This window comes from Dongia deserti (assembly GCF_003574735.1).
GTDB classification, from domain to species: domain Bacteria; phylum Pseudomonadota; class Alphaproteobacteria; order Dongiales; family Dongiaceae; genus Dongia_A; species Dongia_A deserti.
Genome location: NZ_QORW01000012.1, coordinates 163,454 through 181,644, shown reverse-complemented (window position 1 = coordinate 181,644; position 18,191 = coordinate 163,454). Strand labels below are relative to the sequence as shown.

18 protein-coding genes and 1 tRNA gene are annotated in these 18,191 nt (G+C 63.8%); 14 read left to right on the top strand and 5 right to left on the bottom strand.

Going from position 1 to position 18,191, the window contains the following annotated elements; genetic code table 11:
- Positions 1-88: 88 nt before the first annotated feature.
- Together DTX69_RS19725 and DTX69_RS19720 are read left to right on the top strand one after the other, a co-directional pair.
- A complete protein-coding gene (locus DTX69_RS19725) occupies positions 89-1,498 on the top strand; it encodes a TolC family outer membrane protein (protein WP_119303262.1) in 1,410 nt (469 codons plus the stop codon).
- Positions 1,499-1,617: 119 nt separating this feature from the next.
- Complete coding sequence (locus tag DTX69_RS19720; protein ID WP_119303261.1) at positions 1,618-2,880, top strand: MFS transporter; 1,263 nt, start codon at positions 1,618-1,620, stop codon at positions 2,878-2,880.
- Between the two features lie 51 nt (positions 2,881-2,931).
- Here DTX69_RS19720 and DTX69_RS19715 read toward each other — a convergent pair.
- Positions 2,932-3,005: transfer RNA gene (locus DTX69_RS19715), tRNA-Cys, on the bottom strand.
- A 259-nt stretch (positions 3,006-3,264) separates the two neighbouring features.
- Here DTX69_RS19715 and DTX69_RS19710 point away from each other — a divergent pair.
- From DTX69_RS19710 to DTX69_RS19660, 11 genes are all read left to right on the top strand, one after another.
- The gene (locus DTX69_RS19710) at positions 3,265-3,915 is read left to right on the top strand and encodes a protein-L-isoaspartate O-methyltransferase family protein (RefSeq protein ID WP_119303260.1); all 651 of its coding nucleotides are present in this window, start codon (positions 3,265-3,267) and stop codon (positions 3,913-3,915) included.
- A gap of 19 nt (positions 3,916-3,934) precedes the next feature.
- The gene (locus tag DTX69_RS19705) at positions 3,935-5,296 is read left to right on the top strand and encodes a TolC family outer membrane protein (RefSeq protein ID WP_119303259.1); all 1,362 of its coding nucleotides are present in this window, start codon (positions 3,935-3,937) and stop codon (positions 5,294-5,296) included.
- 173 nt (positions 5,297-5,469) lie between these two features.
- The gene (locus tag DTX69_RS19700) at positions 5,470-6,138 is read left to right on the top strand and encodes a DUF2497 domain-containing protein (protein ID WP_119303258.1); all 669 of its coding nucleotides are present in this window, start codon (positions 5,470-5,472) and stop codon (positions 6,136-6,138) included.
- A gap of 102 nt (positions 6,139-6,240) precedes the next feature.
- Positions 6,241-8,892, top strand: a complete 2,652-nt coding sequence (locus tag DTX69_RS19695; RefSeq protein WP_119303257.1) for a valine--tRNA ligase — start codon at positions 6,241-6,243, stop codon at positions 8,890-8,892.
- An 81-nt stretch (positions 8,893-8,973) separates the two neighbouring features.
- Positions 8,974-9,654: a hypothetical protein gene (locus tag DTX69_RS19690; protein ID WP_119303256.1), complete on the top strand. Its 681-nt coding sequence runs from the start codon at positions 8,974-8,976 to the stop codon at positions 9,652-9,654.
- 14 nt (positions 9,655-9,668) lie between these two features.
- Positions 9,669-10,277, top strand: coding sequence for a LemA family protein (locus tag DTX69_RS19685; protein WP_119303255.1), 609 nt, complete (start codon positions 9,669-9,671; stop codon positions 10,275-10,277).
- Positions 10,274-11,059, top strand: coding sequence for a TPM domain-containing protein (locus tag DTX69_RS19680; RefSeq protein WP_284735929.1), 786 nt, complete (start codon positions 10,274-10,276; stop codon positions 11,057-11,059). Before DTX69_RS19685 ends, DTX69_RS19680 begins: the two co-directional genes overlap by 4 nt.
- Positions 11,010-12,098 (top strand): TPM domain-containing protein, encoded by a 1,089-nt coding sequence (locus tag DTX69_RS19675; protein ID WP_162917372.1) that lies wholly within the window; start codon positions 11,010-11,012, stop codon positions 12,096-12,098. Before DTX69_RS19680 ends, DTX69_RS19675 begins: the two co-directional genes overlap by 50 nt.
- The gene (locus DTX69_RS19670) at positions 12,098-12,709 is read left to right on the top strand and encodes a TPM domain-containing protein (RefSeq protein WP_162917371.1); all 612 of its coding nucleotides are present in this window, start codon (positions 12,098-12,100) and stop codon (positions 12,707-12,709) included. The genes DTX69_RS19675 and DTX69_RS19670 overlap by 1 nt, the downstream gene beginning before the upstream one ends.
- 26 nt (positions 12,710-12,735) lie before the next feature.
- Entirely contained in the window at positions 12,736-14,232 is a 1,497-nt protein-coding gene (locus DTX69_RS19665) for a M81 family metallopeptidase (RefSeq protein WP_119303252.1), read from the top strand.
- Between the two features lie 5 nt (positions 14,233-14,237).
- Positions 14,238-14,501 carry a hypothetical protein gene (locus tag DTX69_RS19660; protein ID WP_162917370.1) on the top strand — a complete coding sequence of 88 codons (264 nt, stop codon included), beginning with the start codon at positions 14,238-14,240 and terminating at the stop codon, positions 14,499-14,501.
- A gap of 26 nt (positions 14,502-14,527) precedes the next feature.
- On the opposite strand, the gene DTX69_RS19655 is transcribed toward DTX69_RS19660, so the two are convergent.
- The 4 genes from DTX69_RS19655 to DTX69_RS19640 all read right to left on the bottom strand — a co-directional run bounded on the left by DTX69_RS19655 (position 14,528) and on the right by DTX69_RS19640 (position 16,683).
- On the bottom strand, positions 14,528-14,971 hold the full coding sequence (locus DTX69_RS19655; RefSeq protein ID WP_119303250.1) for a VOC family protein: 444 nt from the start codon (positions 14,969-14,971) through the stop codon (positions 14,528-14,530).
- 73 nt (positions 14,972-15,044) lie between these two features.
- The gene (xth, locus tag DTX69_RS19650) at positions 15,045-15,839 is read right to left on the bottom strand and encodes an exodeoxyribonuclease III (protein WP_322090903.1); all 795 of its coding nucleotides are present in this window, start codon (positions 15,837-15,839) and stop codon (positions 15,045-15,047) included.
- 15 nt (positions 15,840-15,854) lie between these two features.
- Positions 15,855-16,211: an iron-sulfur cluster insertion protein ErpA gene (gene erpA / locus DTX69_RS19645; protein WP_119303249.1), complete on the bottom strand. Its 357-nt coding sequence runs from the start codon at positions 16,209-16,211 to the stop codon at positions 15,855-15,857.
- A gap of 91 nt (positions 16,212-16,302) precedes the next feature.
- The gene (locus DTX69_RS19640) at positions 16,303-16,683 is read right to left on the bottom strand and encodes a GFA family protein (RefSeq protein WP_284735935.1); all 381 of its coding nucleotides are present in this window, start codon (positions 16,681-16,683) and stop codon (positions 16,303-16,305) included.
- A gap of 124 nt (positions 16,684-16,807) precedes the next feature.
- Between DTX69_RS19640 and DTX69_RS19635 the strand changes: the two genes are divergently transcribed.
- Positions 16,808-17,977 (top strand): deoxyguanosinetriphosphate triphosphohydrolase, encoded by a 1,170-nt coding sequence (locus DTX69_RS19635; RefSeq protein WP_119303247.1) that lies wholly within the window; start codon positions 16,808-16,810, stop codon positions 17,975-17,977.
- Positions 17,978-18,191 lie beyond the last annotated feature (214 nt).

The window sequence follows — 18,191 nt, the reverse complement described above, 5'->3', positions numbered from 1 at the left end:
TCTTAGTATAGGGTTCCGAAAGAGTTTTGGTTAAGTCACTGCGGATCCGAGGGGACCGCAGTTGGTAGTCTGCATTTGGGGGAAATCCATGAAGTTGCGAGCTCTGACGCTTCGTCGTACTACGCTGCTGCTTGGCACAGCGCTGCTGACCGGTGTTGCCGGTTTCGCCGGGTCCTCGTCCGCCATGTCCCTGAAGGACGCGGTGGGCCTCGTGATTGCCACCAATCCTGAGGTCGGCGTGACGGTCAAAGACCGGCGCGCGATCGATTATGAGCTGCGCCAGGCACGCGCGCTCTACTACCCGCAGATCGACGTTCGGCTGGACGCTGGCATCGAGTTCTCTGAGAACCTGACAACCGACGAAGGCAACCCCAACACTAACCAGGGCGTGCATGATCACGGTCGCTGGCTCTACGGCCGCCGCGATGCTCAGGTGACGTTGCAGCAGCGCATCTTTGACGGCTTCGAGACGGATTCCGAAGTCGAGCGGCAGAAGCAGCGTCTTGTCTCCGCCGGCCAGCGTGTGCAGGACCAGGGGCAGGTTTCCGCGCTCGACGCCACGCAGGTCTATCTGGACGTGCTGCGCCATACCGAGCGTGTCGCCAACGCCGAAGAGAATGTCCGCGCCCATGAAGAGACGCTGCGTCTGGTGCAGCGTCGTGCCGAGCTCGGCGGCGGCAACGTGGCCGACGTTCGCCAAGCCGAAGCGCGCCTCGCGACCGCCCGCACCAATCTCAACCAGATCCAGGGTGACCTGCGCGACGCGCGCGCGACCTTCCAGCGTGTGATCGGCGTGGATGCCCAGGATCTGGAGCCAGTCACGCTCGACGGGGCCATGATTGCCGCGACCGAGGAGGAATCGATCGCGCGCGGCCTGACCACCAACCCGAAGGTGCTGTTGGCCCAGGCAGATGTGCGCGTTGCCGACGCCGAAATCGACAAGGAGGCAGCGCCGCTCTATCCGCGCCTTGATCTCGAGATCATCGGCAATAATAACCGCCACAACAACGGTCTGGAGAATACGACCTACAATGCGACCTTCCTGCTGGTCGCGCGCTACAACCTCTACCGTGGCGGCGCCGACCTGGCGCGTGTGCGCGAGTTCAAGTGGCGCAAGGCGGAGGCGCAGGAACAGCTGCGCGTCCAGGAACGCAACGTTGCGGAGGACGTTCGCTTGTCGTGGAGCGCACGCCAGACGCAGCGGGACAGCATCGCGACCCTGACGGATCAGGTCGAAGCGAACCAGAATACGCGTGACGTCTACGCGCAGCAGTTCGATATCGGCCAGCGCAGCCTGCTCGACCTGCTCGATGCGACCAACGAGCTGTTCCTGTCGAGGAACGACCTGATCACCGCGAACTACGAAGAGATGTTTGCCAACTACCGCATTCTCGCCTCGCAGGGCGAGCTGGTGCAGTCGCTGGGCGTCGCATTTCCGGTGGAGGCGACGCCGGGCGAGGCGGAGTTCGCGACCAAGGCGCCGGGTGAGGTCGAATAAGCCGTCCCACAGCGCTTAACAGAGTTGTAGAAACCGCGCGTGACCTTCACGCGCGGTTTTTGCATGGTGCGGGCACGTCGACGCAATCACGCGGTTCCGATTTGATCTGCTGAGTTCCGATGATGCGTGGAAGAGGTTGGGGACCGGACCTGGCGGCACTCCGGCATCGGGATTTCGCGTTCTATGTCAGCGCGAATTTCCTGACGACGATCGCGCTGCAGGTGCAGGCCACAGCCCTGGCTTGGCAGATCTACGCCATCACCGAAGACCCTTTCCAGCTCGGGCTGGTCGGGTTGGCGGAGTTCCTGCCCGCCGCATTGCTGGCCCTGCCAGCCGGGCATCTGGCCGATCGGATCGACCGTCGCCTGCTGATTCTGATCGGCGTCACGGCAGAGCTGGTTGCAGCGCTGACGCTGGTGGGCCTCGCTGCGACGGACCAGATCACTGAGTTGGCCATCTTGTCGATCGCTCTCTGCTTCGGGGTCGCTCGGGCCATCGCCATACCCGCCGCACGGGCCTTGATGCCCAGTCTGGTGCCCAAAAAGGACCTCACGAGCGCCGTGGCCTGGTCTTCTACCAGCTGGCAGGTCGCGACCATTGCCGGCCCAGGGTTGGGCGGCTTGCTCTATTCGGGTTTGGGCGGCTGGCTTTATCCGGAAACTCCAGCGGTGGCATACGGCGGGGCCGCCCTGGGATTTGCCGGCGCGGTTTTCCTCTTCTTCCGCATGCGAGGCAGGCCGGTAGTCTCGGCCCCGGCGCACGAAGGCGACTTCGCCGCCATCCTGGCGGGCCTCGTCCTCATTTTTCGCAATCGCCTGCTGCTCAGTACGATTTCGCTGGATCTGTTCGCCGTGCTGTTCTCGGGTGCGACCGCGCTGATCCCTGTTTTCGCGCAGGACATTCTTGATGTGGACGCTGGTGCAGGCGGCCTGCTGCGCAGCGCCCAGGGTTTCGGCGCCACCGCAACCGCACTTTTGCTCACGCAGTTCCCACTGCAGCGCCATGTTGGCCGGCGCCTGTTCATGGCGGTAGGGTTGTTCGGATTGGCAGCCATCGTCTTTGGCCTGTCGCGCGACTACTGGCTTTCCTTCGCGGCCTTGCTGGTGCTGGGCGCCGCGGACATGGTCAGCGTCTATATCCGCGCCACGCTGGTGCCATTGGCAACGCCCGACGAGTTGCGCGGCCGTGTCACGGCCGTCGAAAGCGTCTTCATCGGCGCCTCCAACGAACTTGGCATGTTTGTGGCCGGCACGGGTGGGGCGCTGCTCGGTCCGGTCGCTGCGGTCCTGGTGGGCGGCAGCATGACCCTGCTGGTCACGCTTTCCTGGGCGGGCCTGTTCCCGACGCTCCGCCGGTTGGACCGATTTACGGAGCTGACTTGAGGCAATGGGCCGCAGGGTTGCCGGACGTCTTGCGTTCCAAGGGGGAGGGATTGGAGGCCCGGGCCGGAATCGAACCGACGTACGAGGATTTGCAGTCCTCTGCATGGCCACTCTGCCACCGGGCCGGAAGCGGCCGGATCAGGAGGGTCCCGAGGGGGCGGCCGTGTTTGGCGAGCGCACGTATAGGGCGGAGCGGGCGAGGTGGTCAAGCATGGGTGGATGGGACTTGGGATCGCTAGACGGAGGCTCCGCGCGTTGAGTTTGGGTGGTCCGGCGGCTATAACCGTCCCGGAAACATCATTGGACGGGCAGCGGACTCTGGCGGCAAAACCCAGCCGCGGCCGGACCTTCAAAGGGCCTCATTTCGAGAGGGCAAAATTGAAAATGGACTACGCAACCGCGCGCCAGTACATGGTGGACGGCCAAGTCCGCACCAACAGGGTGACGGACGAGCGCCTGATCGAAGCTATCAGTTCCTTGCCGCGCGAGCGGTTCGTGCCGGAGCGTGCCCGGGCCCGTGCCTATCTGGACGATGACGTCGAAATCGCGCCCGGCCGATATCTAATGGAGCCGATGGTCACGGCCCGCTTGATCCAGGCGGCGGAAGCGAAGGTGGAGGACATGGTGCTCGTCGTCGGCGCCGGCACGGGCTATGCCGCGGCTTTGCTGGCGCGTCTCGCGCACACCGTTGTTGCGCTGGAATCCGAGGCGGCGCTGGCGCAGCGGGCGAGTGCGGTGTTCGGCGATCTGGCGATCGACAACGCGGTCGTGGTCGAGGGCGCGCTCAATGCCGGCTGCGCGAAGCATGCGCCATACAACATCATCTACCTGGACGGCGCGGTGGAGCAGGTGCCGTCCGCGCTGACTAGCCAGCTGGCGGACGGCGGGCGCATGGTTGGCGTGCTGCTGGATCGCGGCGTCGGACGTGCAACCCTCTGGATCAAGACCGGCGCGACCGTCTCTCATCGCGTGCTGTTCGACGCGAACGTGGCGCCGCTGCCCGGCTTCGCCGCGCCGGCCCGGTTCGTCTTCTAGAATCGTGCCGATTTCAGCCATGCCCAATTTGCGTCGCGCGCTGGTGGGCGCTGCAATGCTCGCGGCCGGCAGCGCCTTCGATGCTGCGCAGGCGGCCAGCCTGTACGAGGCGCTGGCGACAGCCTATACGACCAATCCCACGCTGGCGGCCGCTCGCGCCGAGTTGCGGGCGACCGACGAAGGTGTGCCGCAGGTGCTGTCTGAGTGGCGTCCAACGGTCCTCGGCACGGCGCAGGGCGGGCACGAGTGGGACAACCAGAACAAGCCCTTGCCGTTGAATGAGGAGACCAATCCCCGCAGCTATGGCGTGACGGTGCGCCAGCCGATCTTTGATGGCTTCGGCACCGTCGCTGGCACCTCGCAAGCGGAGAACCTCGTCCGGGCAGGACGTGCTCAGCTCACCATTACGGAACAGAACGTGCTGTTGAATGCCGTCACGGCCTACATGAATGTCGTGCGCGACGCCGCCGTGCTCGAACTCAACCTCAACAACGAGAAGGTGCTGCAGGCACAGCTCGAGGCGACCGAGGCACGATACGAGGTCGGCGAATTGACGCGCACCGACGTGGCACAGGCTGAGGCGCGCCTGCAGGGTGCGGTGGCCGCGCGCATCCAGGCGGAAGGTCAGCTGACCGCGTCACGTGCGATCTATCGCCAGGTGGTTGGCGAGGATCCGGCGGACGTGAAGATGCCGGAGGAACGGCTCGAGCTTCCTTCGAACCGCGACGAATCCGTGGTGCTGTCGCGGGGTGCGCCGGCAGTCCGCTCGGCGGAGTTCCAGGAGCGCGCCGCCAAGGACGATATCGATGTGCAGTTCAGCGACATGCTGCCGACCGTCGCGATCGAAGGCAGCTGGCAGCGCCAGCAGGATATCGGTCAGCGCGAGGGTGAAACGGACGTCGGGTCGATCATCGGGCAGGTGACGATCCCGCTTTATCAGGCGGGCGCGCCTGATTCCCGCGTGCGGCAATCAAAGCAGCGCTACATGCAATCCCGTCGCCTGACGGACGAAGCCATCCGGGCGGCGGAGCAGGAGGCCGTGAACGCGTGGACGGCCCTGCAGACCGTGATGGCGCAGGCCCGGTCGTTCGAGGAGCAAGTGCGGGCGAACGAAATCGCCCTCGAAGGCGTTCGCCAGGAACAGGAGGTCGGTGCAAGGACCATCCTAGACGTGTTGGATGCCCAGCAGGAGCTCCTGAACGCCCAGGTCAATTTGGTCTCCACGCAGACCGACCATGTCGTGGCGGAATACCGCCTGCTGGCCTCCGGTGGCGCTTTGACCGCCCAGAATTTGGGTTTGAACGTAGAGTACTATGATCCTACCCGGCACTACGATAAGGTTCGGAACAAGTTCATTGGAACAGGCCCCGGCGTGGAATAGGGCCTTCGGCAGGCAGGGTTCGTTTCGGCCCGGTGACGACATAACCCATTCCTTGAGAAACCACACCGAAGTGGCTAGGATTGCTGGGGTTGCGCCCAAGCCGGCCGGGAGAGGCGGGCGGATGGCGCCCATTCGGTGTGTACGCCGGGAGTTGCACCTCCGGGGACGAGGTTATGAACGACGCTAAAGCGACCCAAGAACCGTCGATGGAGGAAATCCTCGCTTCGATCCGTCGCATCATTTCCGAAGAAGGCAACACGGAAGATGCGACCGAGAAGAAGGCGGAGCCCCCGGTAGCGCCACCGCCGGCCGCGGTAGCGCCGCCTCCTCCGCCACCACCTCCTCCAGCACCGCCGGAAGAGGAAGAGGAGTTGGTGCTGACGGACGAAGTCCAGGAAGAGGCAGCGGCGCCGATCGAGGAGTTGGCGCCTGAGCCGGAGCCCGAGCCCGAGCTAGAGCCAGAGCCGGCAGTGGAAGAGGAGATCGAATTGGCACAGCCGGAGCCACCACCACCGCCCCCTCCACCGCCGCCGCAGAGGCCGGCGCCGCAGGTGGCTGAGCCGACGGAACACGTCGCCGGCCCGGGTGTTGGCGAGGCGCCGCTGGTATCTCCCGATGTCGCCGAAGCGTCGGCGTCGGCTATGGCTCAACTGATCGCGCGGAGGGCACACACCGTGGTTGAAGTCCAATCGCCGGGCCAGGGATTGCTGGTCGAGACGCTCGTGCGCCAAGCGGTCGAGCCGATGCTGCGCGACTGGCTCGATGCCAATCTGCAAGGGATTGTCGAGCGCATGGTCCGCCGCGAGGTCGAACGGATCGCCCGGCGCGCTGAGCTGAGCTGAGCTGAGCATTCGACGGCACCACGCGGCCCGGCCCAGGTTGACGGGTCCAAGTCGGCCGCTATAACACCCGAATTTTTGCGCATCTCTTGAGAAAGGCCAGCGATGCTGGAGAAGACTTTCCGGCCCGATGAGGTCGAAAAGAAACACTATGCTGCGTGGGATAAATCCGGCGCCTTCCAGTCGCATGAGGACTCCAACCGCGCGCCCTTCGCCATCATGATGCCGCCGCCGAACGTCACCGGCAGCCTGCACATGGGCCACGCGCTCAATATGACGTTGCAGGATGTCCTCATCCGCTACGAGCGCATGCGCGGCCGTGACGCCTTGTGGCAGCCGGGCACCGATCACGCCGGTATCGCGACCCAGATGGTGGTGGAGCGCGAACTGGCGAAGCACGGCAAGAAACGCACGGACCTTGGCCGTGAGAAGTTCCTGGAGAAGGTGTGGGAATGGAAGGCTGAATCGGGCGGGGCGATCACCAACCAGCTGCGCCGGCTGGGTGCATCACCCGATTGGCGGCGCGAGCGCTTCACGATGGACGAGGGGCTCAACCGCGCCGTCCGCAAGGTGTTCGTCGATCTCTATCGCCAGGGTTTGATCTATCGCGACAAGAGGCTGGTGAACTGGGATCCCAAGTTCCACACTGCGATCTCCGACCTCGAGGTCGTGCAGAAGGAGACTCAGGGTCATCTCTGGCACCTGCGCTATCCGGTGGAGGGCCAACCCGATCGCTATCTCGTGGTGGCGACGACCCGGCCCGAGACGATGCTGGGCGACACCGCCGTGGCGGTGCATCCGGACGACGCGCGCTACAAGGACCTGGTCGGCAAGCACGTGATCCTGCCGCTGGTCGGTCGCCGGATCTCAGTGGTGGCGGACGATTATGCCGATCCCGAAACCGGCAGCGGTGCCGTGAAGATCACACCGGCCCACGACTTCAACGATTTCGAAGTCGGCCGCCGGCACAAGCTCGAGATGATCAACATCTTCGACGCCGACGCGCACATCAACGAGAACGCGCCGGAAGCCTATCGCGGCCTCGATCGCTACAAGGCGCGGGAGAAGGTCGTCGCAGATCTGACCGACCTCGGCCTGCTTGAGAAGGTGGAGGATCACAAGCTGACCCTGCCGTACGGCGATCGCTCTGACGTGGTGATCGAACCGTGGCTGACCGATCAATGGTATTGCGACGCGCCGACGCTCGCAAAGCCCGCCATCAAGGCGGTGGAGGAGGGCCGGACGGTGTTCGTGCCCAAGCAGTGGGAGAACACCTACTACGAATGGATGCGCAACATCCAGCCCTGGTGCATTTCGCGCCAGCTCTGGTGGGGGCATCAGATTCCCGCTTGGTACGGGCCGGACGGCAAGGTGTTCGTCGCCTACGACGAAGCCGAGGCGCAGCAGCAAGCGCGAAAGGAATACGGCAAGGAGGTTGCGCTCACGCGCGATCCAGATGTACTCGACACCTGGTTCTCGTCGGGACTGTGGCCATTCTCGACTCTGGGCTGGCCGGACGAGACCCCGGCGCTGAAGCGCTACTATCCAGGCGACGTGCTGGTCACCGGCCTCGATATCATCTTCTTTTGGGTCGCCCGCATGATGATGCTGGGCATCCATTTCATGGGCGATGTGCCGTTTCGCACCGTCTACATTCACGCCCTGGTGCGCGACGAGCGCGGGCAGAAAATGTCGAAATCCAAGGGCAATGTTATCGATCCCTTGGAGCTGATCGACAAGTATGGTGCCGATGCGCTGCGTTTCACCATGGCTGCCTTGGCTGCCCCGGGCAGCGGCATCAAAATGTCGGAACAGCGCGTCGAGGGCTATCGCAACTTCGCGACCAAGCTGTGGAACGCGACGCGTTACGCCTTGATGAATGAATGCAAGCCGGTCGCCGGGTTCGATCCATCCGCGCTCAAGGATCCGGTCAATCGCTGGATCGTGGGGCGGCTGGTGGCTACAGCGCGCGCGGTCGAACAGGCGATGGCGCAGTATCGCTACAACGACGCCGCCGGCGCGCTCTATCGCTTCGTGTGGGGCGAGTTCTGCGATTGGTATCTGGAGTTCACCAAGCCGATCCTGCAAGGCGCGGACGAGACCGCAAAGTGCGAGACGCGGGCCACCACGGCCTGGGTGCTGGGGCAGATGCTACATCTGCTGCATCCCTTCATGCCGTTCATCACGGAGGAACTATGGGAACAGGTGCGGGCGGACCAGCGCGACCTGCTGATTTCGACGCACTGGCCGGAATATTCCGACACCCTGGTCGACGTGACGATCGATGCCGATCTCGGCTGGGTGATCCGGGTGATCGAATCCGTGCGCGCCCTGCGCGCCGAGATGAACATTGCGCCCGGTCCGATGCTGACGTTGTTGCTGCGCGATGCCGGCGCGGCCACGCGCGCACGGCTGGAGCAGTTCGGCGATCTGGTGAAGCGCCTGGCGCGTGCCGACCAGATCGAGGTCACCAATGCCGAGCCGCCGAAGGGCGCTGCGCAGATCGTCCTCGATGAAGCGACCATCTTCGTGCCGCTGGCCGGGGTGATCGACATCGCCCAGGAGCGAGCGCGCCTCAAGAAGGAACTCGATAAGGCCAAGGCAGAGGCTGAGAAGATCGAGAAAAAACTGGGCAACGAGCAGTTCGTTGCCAAGGCCAATCCGGATGTCGTGGCCGAGCAACGCCAGAGGCTGGAGGAGGTCGGGCTGGCGGTGACCAAACTGACCCAGGCGCTGGACCGGCTGGCCGGGCTTTAATTGTCAGGCCTGACAGGGCTGTGATCCTCCTTGGCCGGCTGTGGCTTTACGGCGGCGCGGCCGGGCAGCCATAATGGCTGCATGCACCTGCTCCGCCTCGCCGCACTTCTGATCTGTGGCTTTCTCTGGGCCGAATCGGCGCTGGCCGTTGAAATCACCCACGAAGGCATCACCTTCAGCGACGAAGGCGGCGGAGATGAAGGCAGCGGATTCACCTTGCTGTCGGTGTCGGGTCGAGGCTCGCTCGACGATCCCTATGTCATCGTCGAGGACGTGACGGGCCCGCGCCAGGCGATCCTCACCATCCGCGGCTTGAAGCGCGTCGGCAACAGGATCGGCACGCATCACATCGCCGGGATCGCTGTGACCAAGATCGTGTTCAATCGCAGCGAGGGTGTCTGGCAGAACTACCAGTTGGAGCTACGCGAGATCTTGACGCGCCACAGCCCCTATGAGGACGGCCTGAGCTTCGCCCAGAATACGGTCATCGCCGGCGCCTTTACGGCCAGCTCTTTCCCGAACCTGCAGCGTTTTGACGAGCCGCAGGACACGCTCGGCTTTTCCGGCAAATCGGTTCCGCCGGGCGAGTCCGCCCAATTCTCCTTCCTCATCACCGATATGTCCCCGGTCGAGCGGTTCTACCTGTTCCAGGAGCCGCTCCAGCCAGTCTCGTACCTTGAGAACCCCGGCGAGATACAGCAGGGCGCGCTTCCCATCGAACCGCAAGCGCACTCCAGGCGACCAAGTACGTTTGCTCGATAACGGAGAACGGACGAATGACTCTGCGTAGATTGGCCGCACTCATGCTGATCGCCGTGGCAGCAGTGCTGTCGGGCTGCGGCGTCAACGCGATTCCCAGCTATGAGGAGCAGGCAAAGGCTTCGTGGGCGCAGGTTCTGAACCAGTATCAGCGGCGTGCCGATCTCATTCCCAATCTGGTCGAGACGGTGAAAGGTGCTGCCAATTTCGAGCGCTCGACGCTGGAGGCCGTGGTCAATGCGCGTGCCAAGGTCACGCAGACCCCCATTCCCCCCGACATCCTGACCAATCCGGAAGCCATGCAGCAGTTCCAGGAGAACCAGGGTGCACTGACGGCGGCCCTGTCCAGGCTGATGGTGGTGGTGGAGCGCTATCCGGACCTGAAGGCCAACCAGACTTACCTGACGCTGCAGGCCCAGCTCGAAGGCACGGAGAATCGCATCAGCGTGGCGCGCCGCGATTTCATCGACGCAGTCCGGCTCTACAACACGGAGCTGAAGACCATCCCCGGCCGCTGGTGGGCGGCCTTGCTCTATCCGGACGCCAAGGAAATGGCTCAGTTCCAGGTCGAGGCGACGGTGACCGAAGTGCCGAAGGTCGATTTCGGCACCACGACCAATCAATGATGCTTCGACGCTGGTCCTCGCTGCCCCACTTGCTTGCGGCGGCGCTGCTGGTCGTTGCGGCTTTCCAGGCGCTCGCCGATACGCTGCCGGTTCCAGCGCTGACCGGCCGCGTCGTGGACCAGGCGAACATCCTCAGCGGCGCGGACGAGAACCGGCTGACCAGCAAGCTGAGCCATCTCGAGACCAAGACCTCCATCCAGCTGATCGTCGTCACGCTTGCCAGCCTGCAGGACCAGCCGATCGAGGATTGGGGCCTGACCCTCGGCCGCACCTGGGGCATCGGCCAGAAGGGCAAGGACAACGGCGCGCTGCTGATCGTGGCGCCGAACGACCGCGAGTTGCGTATTGAGGTCGGCTACGGGCTGGAGGGCACGCTGCCCGACGCGACGGCGGATGCCATCATTCGCAATGTCATCATCCCGCGCTTCAAAGCAGGCGACATGGCCGGCGGCATTTCTGACGGCATCGACGCCATCATCGCGATGCTGACCGGCACAGGCGAAGAGTTCACGCCGTCGCGCCGCGAACTCGTGGGCCAGGCGCTGTCCGAATGGGCGCCCGTCCTGTTCGTCGCATTGTTCATCGTCCTGATGATTGTCGCGCAGTTCCGCGGAAGGCGGAGACGCGGCCGGTACTACAGGAACAGACGAGGCGGCTGGCTCTTTGTCGACGACTACGACAGTCACTGGGGCGGTCGCGGTTTCGGCGGCCGCGGCAGCGGTGGCGGGTTCAGTGGTGGAGGCGGAAGCTTCGGCGGCGGGGGCGCTTCGGGGCGGTGGTGAACCGGTCGATGCACCGTTGCGACGTATCAAGAGCGCGCGGCAATCGGACCATCGGGGCAAGAAAATGAGGAAGCGATCTTGGGGCATTGTCGCCCTTCTCCTGGGTGGTTTCATCTTGCTTTGCGGAAGCGCTCTTGCCGAACCGCAAATACCCGCGCGGACGAGTTCGGTCATCGATACTGCGGATCTGCTTGAGCCTTTCCAGGAACAGCCGCTTGCTAACCGGCTAGGTACGCTCCAGACCCGTACCGGCGTCGATCTCGTCGTCGTTACTCTGCCATCGCTCGAGGGATATGCGATCGAAGAGTGGGGACGGTCGCTGGGTAACGGGTGGAAGGTAGGCGGCAAGTCCGGCCTCGGGGCCCTCCTCATCATAGCCCCAAATGATCGGCAAGTGCGCATTGAGATTGGAGATGCACTGGCGGTGATGTTCCCAGACAGTGCCGCCGCAGCAATCATCGACAGCATCGTCCTGCCAAACTTCCGGGAAGGAAGAATATCGGCCGGCATCTTGGCGGCCACCGATGCGATGATCTACCAGGTGACTCGCCCCAAGATGGCGGACGTGGAGAGTACCCAATCGAACCCTGTTCCCAAGCGATCGTTTGACCTCGACTTGAGCTTCCTACGCCCATTGTTGCCTTATCGGACCCTTGTGCTTGTTTGTATCGTTATCCTCCTCGTCGCTGTCGTTCTCTACAAAATTGGGCTGCTGTCCATTCCGGCGGTAGCGCCCGACGATACAGAGGACTTTTCCGGGCGCACGGTATACCGCAATGAACGCGGCTCGATTTGGTATGCGTCCTCTAGCTCCAGGGACCGATCGCGCAGTCGCGAACTCTTAGGGAAGTCAGACGAAGCTGATAGAGGCACCTCGCCTCCCGGCTTCAGTGGCTTCGGCTTTTCCAGCGGTGTCCGTAGCTCGAGGAGTTCAGGCGGGTTCAGCGGCTTCGGTAGTTTACGCCGTTTCGGAGGGTCCAGCGGTGGACGGAGTTTAGGTGGCGGCCTCAGCGGCCGCGGTGCATCGGGGAGATGGTGATGCTGACGCAAGAGCAGGCGGAACGGATCGAGCAGGCGGTCCAGACGGCAGAAGCGACGACCAGTTCGGAAATCGCTGTCTGTGTCCAACGGACATCGGGTGACGATCGCGGTTTGGCCGCCATCATCGGCGCTGTGCTCTTTGTTGCCATCTACACGATCGGCACCGCGATCTGGTGGAACTTCGATCCGCTCGTGTGGGCCGGAGTAGCGCTGGTTGGTGGCATTCTTGTGTTCTGGCTGTGCGACCGCTTCGATCTGGGCCTGCGCTGTCTGCCGGCAAGGCTGCTTGTCAAGGATGCGCGGCGTGCGGCGCGGGCGACGTTTCTGGACAACGACCTCGACAACACGCCGGAGCGCAATGCCGTCCTGCTGTTCGTCAGCCGAGCCGAGCACTACGTCGAGATCCTGCCGGATCGGGCGGCGGCCGCGGCGATCACGCCGGCGCAGTGGGAGGGCATCGTCGAGGCCTTTCGCCGGCAGATGCACCAGACGGATCTGGGGGAAGCCGTCGCCAATGCGGTGGCAGCCATCGGCAAACTGTGTGCAGTGCATTTTCCGGCTGCGGGCGCCAATGCCGATCGTGTATCTAATCGGCCGATCCAATCCTAGCTTTCAAATGGCAACATCGGGGCTTCATGGCACGTTTTGCGATCGGCGGGTTCCAGCACGAGACCAACACCTTCGCTCCGGTGAAGGCGAGCTTCCGCGACTTCGAGATCGCGGATGGCTGGCCTGGCCTGACCCGCGGCGAAGCCATGCTGACCGCGTTCGCGGGCATCAACCTGCCGGTTGCCGGTTTCATCGATGCGGCGCGCAAGCAGGGGCACGAATTACTGCCGACCCTGTGGTGCTCCGCTTCGCCTTCGGCGGAAGTCCGGACGGACGCCTTTGAAAAGATCGTCGGTGAACTGCTGCAGCGAATCGGCGCCCTGGGCAAGATCGACGGCATCTATCTCGACCTGCACGGCGCGATGGTGACGGAGGATCACCAGGACGGCGAAGGTGAACTGCTGGAGCGCTTGCGCAAACAGATCGGCGCGGAGCTGCCGATCGTCGTCAGTCTCGATCTGCACGCCAACATCACCGAGCGCATGATCAAGCATGCCTCGACGCTGGTGGTTTGCCGGACCTATCCGCATGTCGATCTGGCGGAAGCCGGTGAGGCCTCGGCCGTCGTGCTGGACTGTCTGACGCGGCAAGGGCCCTTGTTCAAGGCGATCCGGCGTACCGAATTCCTAGTGCCGCTGATCTCGCAATGCACGCTCATCGAGCCCGCAAGCGGCATCTACCGCGCAGTGGCCGAGGCGGAGCAGGGCGATGTGGTGAGCGCGTCCTTCGCGTTCGGCTTTCCGCCGGCGGACATTGCCGAATGCGGTCCAGCCATCGTCACCTATGGGACGAGCCAACGCGCGGCGGATGAAGCGGCCGATCGCCTGCTGGCGCTGGTGAATGCGAAGGAAGCTGCCTTTGCGGGCAAGATCTGGAAGCCTGATGAGGCGGTTTCTTATGCGCGAGCCAAGGGCAACAGTGCGACCAAGCCCATCGTGCTTGCCGACACGCAGGACAACCCCGGCGCGGGCGGCACCTCGGATACCGTGGGCTTGCTGCGCGCGCTGATCGACGGCCGCGCAGAAGGGGTGGTGTTCGCCAATCTGTGCGATCCCAAGTCGGCAGAGGCGGCTCATCGCGCCGGCGTCGGCGCGCAGGTCTCGCTCGCGATCGGCGGCTGGGCAGGTGGCGCCGGCAACACGCCCTATGAAGGCACCTTCACAGTCGAGGCACTCGGCGACGGCAACTTCCCCGCCACCGGTCCGTTCTATCGCGGCAACCGCATGCAGCTCGGTCCCATGGCGGTCTTGAAGAAGGACGGCGTGCGCGTAGTGCTGTGCAGCCGCAAGCAGCAATGCGCCGACCAGGCGATGCTGCGCCATGTCGGGATCGAGCCCAGCGCACAGAAGATCCTGGCGCTCAAGAGCTCCGTGCACTTCCGCGCCGACTTCCAGCCGATCGCGGAAGAGATTCTGATCGTGGCTGCGCCCGGCACGAATCCCGTCGACAACCGCGATCTACCCTACAAGCGGATTCGGAAGGGCATCCGCTTGATGCCGCTGGCTGAGCCGTTCAAAGGGTGAACTACGTGACCGTGCGCGTTTCTCTGTTTACCGACGGAGGCATGATCGCGCTGTTCGACTACGCTATCCTTGGACTGTTCGCGGTTCTCTTTGTCCTAATTCTGCTCGCTGTCAGAGAGGCAGGCAATTCCAAGAGTCGGATCGCACGCGTGCATCCGCTTTGGTATCTTTGGCGCCGGGGGCCGTGGTGGACGCGAACCGTTACCTTGCTGACGCTGTTTGCGCTGTTGTTCGGGTTGACATTGTTGAGCAAGCACCTTGCGTCATAGTGTCGGTCGTCGGCTAGCCAACACCTCTAGCTATTCTTCATCAGCGCGTCGTACCGCCGCTGCATTTCCGCTGGCTCCACCTCTTCGATCGAATGGCCGAGCATCCAGTCGTAGCCGAACGGGTCGCGCACGGTGCCGGAGCGCTCACCGTAGAACTGGTCCTGTGCCGGACGCACGAGCTTTGCGCCGGCCTTCACGGCCTGATCGATCATGGCGTCCGCATTATCGACGTGTAGATGGATGACGAAGGTGCGCGGGCCGTCTGCGTCGGGGGCAAAGAACCCCATCTCGGGGAACTCGTCGGCCAGCATCAGAGTGGCATCGCCGAACAGCAGCTCCGCGTGGCCGATGCGGCCGCTTGGCTCGGTCAGGCGGAATTTCTCGGCGGCACCGAACGCCTGCTTGTAGAACGCGATCGCCTTGCCAGCGTCCTTGACGCAGAAATAGGTGAACATCTCGTGGATGGCCATGGCGGTCCCTCTTGGCTCGAACTACCGCCATGCTCGATCAAACCAGCGATCATGTCTTGGATAAATTTGACCGCTACGCGGCGAGCCGCACCCAGACGGGCGTATGATCGGAGGGACGATCCAGCTTGCGCGGCTCGCGGTCGATCCCGACCGCGTCGAGCAGATCGGCGGCCTGGGGCGATAGCATTAGGTGGTCGATGCGCAGCCCTTCGTCGCGATCCCAGCGCGCGCCCTGATAGTCCCAGAACGTATAGTGCCGCCCGCTCGGATAAAACGCGCGCAGCGCATCGACGTAGCCGATGTGGCAGAGCTCGCGCCAGCGGCGCCGCGTTTCCGACTGGCATAGCGCATCGTCCGCCATGGCGACCGTGTCGAACACATCCTCGTCCGTCGGGCAGACATTGAAGTCACCGCCCAGCACGACGATCTCCTCGCGCGCCAGCAGATCACGCGCGTGGCGGTTCAGCCGCTCCATCCAGCGCAGCTTGTAGGGGAACTTCTCGGTATCGATCGGATTGCCGTTGGGCAAATAGATGCTCGCGACGCGTACCGGTCTGCCATGCGGCGCAGGCACGTGGATCACGGCTTCCAGGTAGCGGGCCTGGTCGTCGGTATCGTCACCAGGCAGGGTACACTGCTCGATGGTGTGCTTCGCACGCGACAGGAGCGCGACGCCGTGGCGCGCCTTCTGGCCAACAGCCGAGACCTGATAGCCAAGAGCCTCGAACTCCATGCGCGGCAGTTCCTCGTCCCGGCACTTGATCTCCTGCAACAATGCGACATCCGGTGCGGCGCTTTTCAGCCACGCCGTCAAGTGCGGCATGCGCACGCGCAGGGAATTGACGTTGAAGCTCGCGATTGTCAGCACGCGGCAGTTCCGCCGCTAGCCGATGGAGAAGGAGCTGCCGCAGCCGCAGGAGGACTTGGCGTTCGGGTTGCGAACCTGGAACGACGCCCCCACGAGATCCTCGACAAAATCGATCTCAGCCCCCGCGAGCAGGTCCAGCGAAACCTCATCCACGACGAGCTTCACGCCGCCGCGTTCGAACAGATGGTCGTCGACCTGGACGGCGTTGTCGAAGGAGAAGCCGTACTGGAAGCCCGAGCAGCCGCCGCCAGACACACTGAGGCGCAGCATCAGGCTGGAATCACCTTCCTGCTTGATCAGGCTGGCGATGCGCTTGACGGCGCTTTCGGACAGGCTGACCTGGCGTTCCGGCATGGGCGACATGTCGTTCATGGGGTGAACCGCTGTGAAATCGAACTCTCGCGTCTAAATGTAGGGTGCTCCGGCCGAAAGTCAAACGCCGGACCAGACTGTCTCCCATGCGCTAAGTGCTTGACTGGGAAGGGGAAGAGCGGCGGCGGGGCAAGTCGTCGGCCACCTCGAACCAGGGCACCTGGTATTCGCAGAAGGCGTGGCCCATGGGCTTCAGCCCCTCAAAGTGATCGGCCGAGCCCAGAAGCAGGTGGATTTCGCCCGGCCAGCGCGGCGACTGAAAGCTGAGCGGAGTGCCGCAATACCCGCAGAATTGCCGGACCACATCGGGCGAGGAGGCGAAGCGGGCGGGCGGCTCGCCCTCGAACAACAGGTCCTGCGGCCGATAGCCGGCATAGGCGGCGATGACGCTGCCAGTGGCCCGCCGGCAGCTCGGGCAATGGCAGTACCCGACCCAGAGTGGACGGCGGCGCGGTAGCGCACTTTTCCGCACAGGCAATGGCCGGTTATCAGGGGCGCGGTGGAAGCGGATGACATGGAGGTCTCCTTTCTACCGTTGCGAGTCCGTTGGGGGCGGCTCCGTTGCCAGGGACGAGGGTCTACTCTAGCTTCCGCCCATGCAATCTTTTGCCAGCAATCCACAGGAGTCGCGTGGCCGGTTGGTGGCCGAGGAGGAGAGCGCCACCCGCTCCCCCTTCCAGCGTGACCGGGACCGCATCATCCACAGCACCGCCTTCCGTCGGCTGAAGCACAAGACCCAGGTCTTCGTCTATCACGAGGGGGACCATTTCCGCACGCGCCTGACTCACAGCATCGAGGTCGCGCAGATCGCACGCTCGATTGCCCGCTCGCTCGGCCTCAACGAGGATCTGGCGGAGGCGGTCGCGCTGGCGCACGATCTCGGCCACACGCCGTTCGGCCATGCCGGCGAGGAAGCGCTGGCGCATTGCATGGCAGAGTTTGGGGGCTTCGATCATAACGAGCAAACCTTCCGCATCGTCACGCTGCTGGAGCGGCGATACGCGGCGTTCGACGGCCTCAATCTCACCTGGGAAGCATTGGAAGGCGTGGTCAAGCACAACGGCCCGCTCATCGGACCACACGCATCGGCAAAAGCGCTGGCAAAGCCCGTGCCATCGACGATTTCGAGCTATTGCGCCGAATGGGACCTGGAGATCGGCGAGTTCGCGGGACCCGAGGCGCAGGTGGCGGCGATCAGCGACGACATCGCCTACAACAACCATGATATCGACGATGGATTGCGCGCGGGGCTCTTCACGCTCGCCGACCTCAAGGATGTGCCGCTGGCCGGCCCGGTGATCGCCGATGTCTCGGCGCGCTATCCAGGGCTGGAGTTGTCGCGCCTGATCCATGAATCGATCCGCCGCATGATCAACCTGATGGTGCGCGACGTGATCGCGGAATCGACGCGCCGGCTCGTCGGCATCAAGTCCGTGGCGCAGGTGCGTGCGCGCGCCGCGCCTGTCATCGCGTTCTCCGATGAGATGCGGACGAATGATCGGGCTCTGAAGGAGTTTCTGTTCGCGCGCATGTATCGCCACCACCGCGTCAATCAGATGACGATGAAGGCGAAGCGGGTCGTGAGCGAATTGTTCGAACTGCATCTCGCGCAGCCGCAATGCCTGCCGGCCGAGTGGCAAGCTCTGATGACCGGCTTGGATGAAGCGGCCCGGGCGCGCTTGGTGGCCGACTACATCGCCGGCATGACGGACAAGTTTGCGCTCGAAACGCACCGACACTTGTTCGACTTATACGAGCGGTTGTGACTCGCCGAAAAAGCCTGTTGAATCCGTTGTTTAATAGAGTTATCCACGAGTCGTTTTCCTTGACCGACTCGGGGCGCCGCTGATTCCCTGGTTTCAACAAGTCGAGATCAGCTTGCAGCACTGTCCGGACGAGGGGGAAACCGGTCGGGCAGGGGGCACGTCAGCCGCACAGACGTCGAGTCAACGTGCGGATGATCGCAGGCCGTAATTTGCT

Bases quoted from the DNA above. Each gene is read 5' to 3' on its own strand.
- DTX69_RS19685 (WP_119303255.1), top strand. From the start codon at position 9,669: ATGACTCTGCGTAGATTGGCCGCACTCATGCTGATCGCCGTGGCAGCA.
- erpA (WP_119303249.1), bottom strand. From the start codon at position 16,211: ATGAACGACATGTCGCCCATGCCGGAACGCCAGGTCAGCCTGTCCGAA.
- DTX69_RS19680 (WP_284735929.1), top strand. From the start codon at position 10,274: ATGATGCTTCGACGCTGGTCCTCGCTGCCCCACTTGCTTGCGGCGGCG.
- DTX69_RS19655 (WP_119303250.1), bottom strand. From the start codon at position 14,971: ATGGCCATCCACGAGATGTTCACCTATTTCTGCGTCAAGGACGCTGGC.
- DTX69_RS19700 (WP_119303258.1), top strand. From the start codon at position 5,470: ATGAACGACGCTAAAGCGACCCAAGAACCGTCGATGGAGGAAATCCTC.
- DTX69_RS19690 (WP_119303256.1), top strand. From the start codon at position 8,974: ATGCACCTGCTCCGCCTCGCCGCACTTCTGATCTGTGGCTTTCTCTGG.
- DTX69_RS19705 (WP_119303259.1), top strand. From the start codon at position 3,935: ATGCCCAATTTGCGTCGCGCGCTGGTGGGCGCTGCAATGCTCGCGGCC.
- DTX69_RS19665 (WP_119303252.1), top strand. From the start codon at position 12,736: ATGGCACGTTTTGCGATCGGCGGGTTCCAGCACGAGACCAACACCTTC.
- DTX69_RS19695 (WP_119303257.1), top strand. From the start codon at position 6,241: ATGCTGGAGAAGACTTTCCGGCCCGATGAGGTCGAAAAGAAACACTAT.
- DTX69_RS19670 (WP_162917371.1), top strand. From the start codon at position 12,098: ATGCTGACGCAAGAGCAGGCGGAACGGATCGAGCAGGCGGTCCAGACG.
- DTX69_RS19725 (WP_119303262.1), top strand. From the start codon at position 89: ATGAAGTTGCGAGCTCTGACGCTTCGTCGTACTACGCTGCTGCTTGGC.
- DTX69_RS19710 (WP_119303260.1), top strand. From the start codon at position 3,265: ATGGACTACGCAACCGCGCGCCAGTACATGGTGGACGGCCAAGTCCGC.
- DTX69_RS19720 (WP_119303261.1), top strand. From the start codon at position 1,618: ATGATGCGTGGAAGAGGTTGGGGACCGGACCTGGCGGCACTCCGGCAT.
- DTX69_RS19635 (WP_119303247.1), top strand. From the start codon at position 16,808: ATGCAATCTTTTGCCAGCAATCCACAGGAGTCGCGTGGCCGGTTGGTG.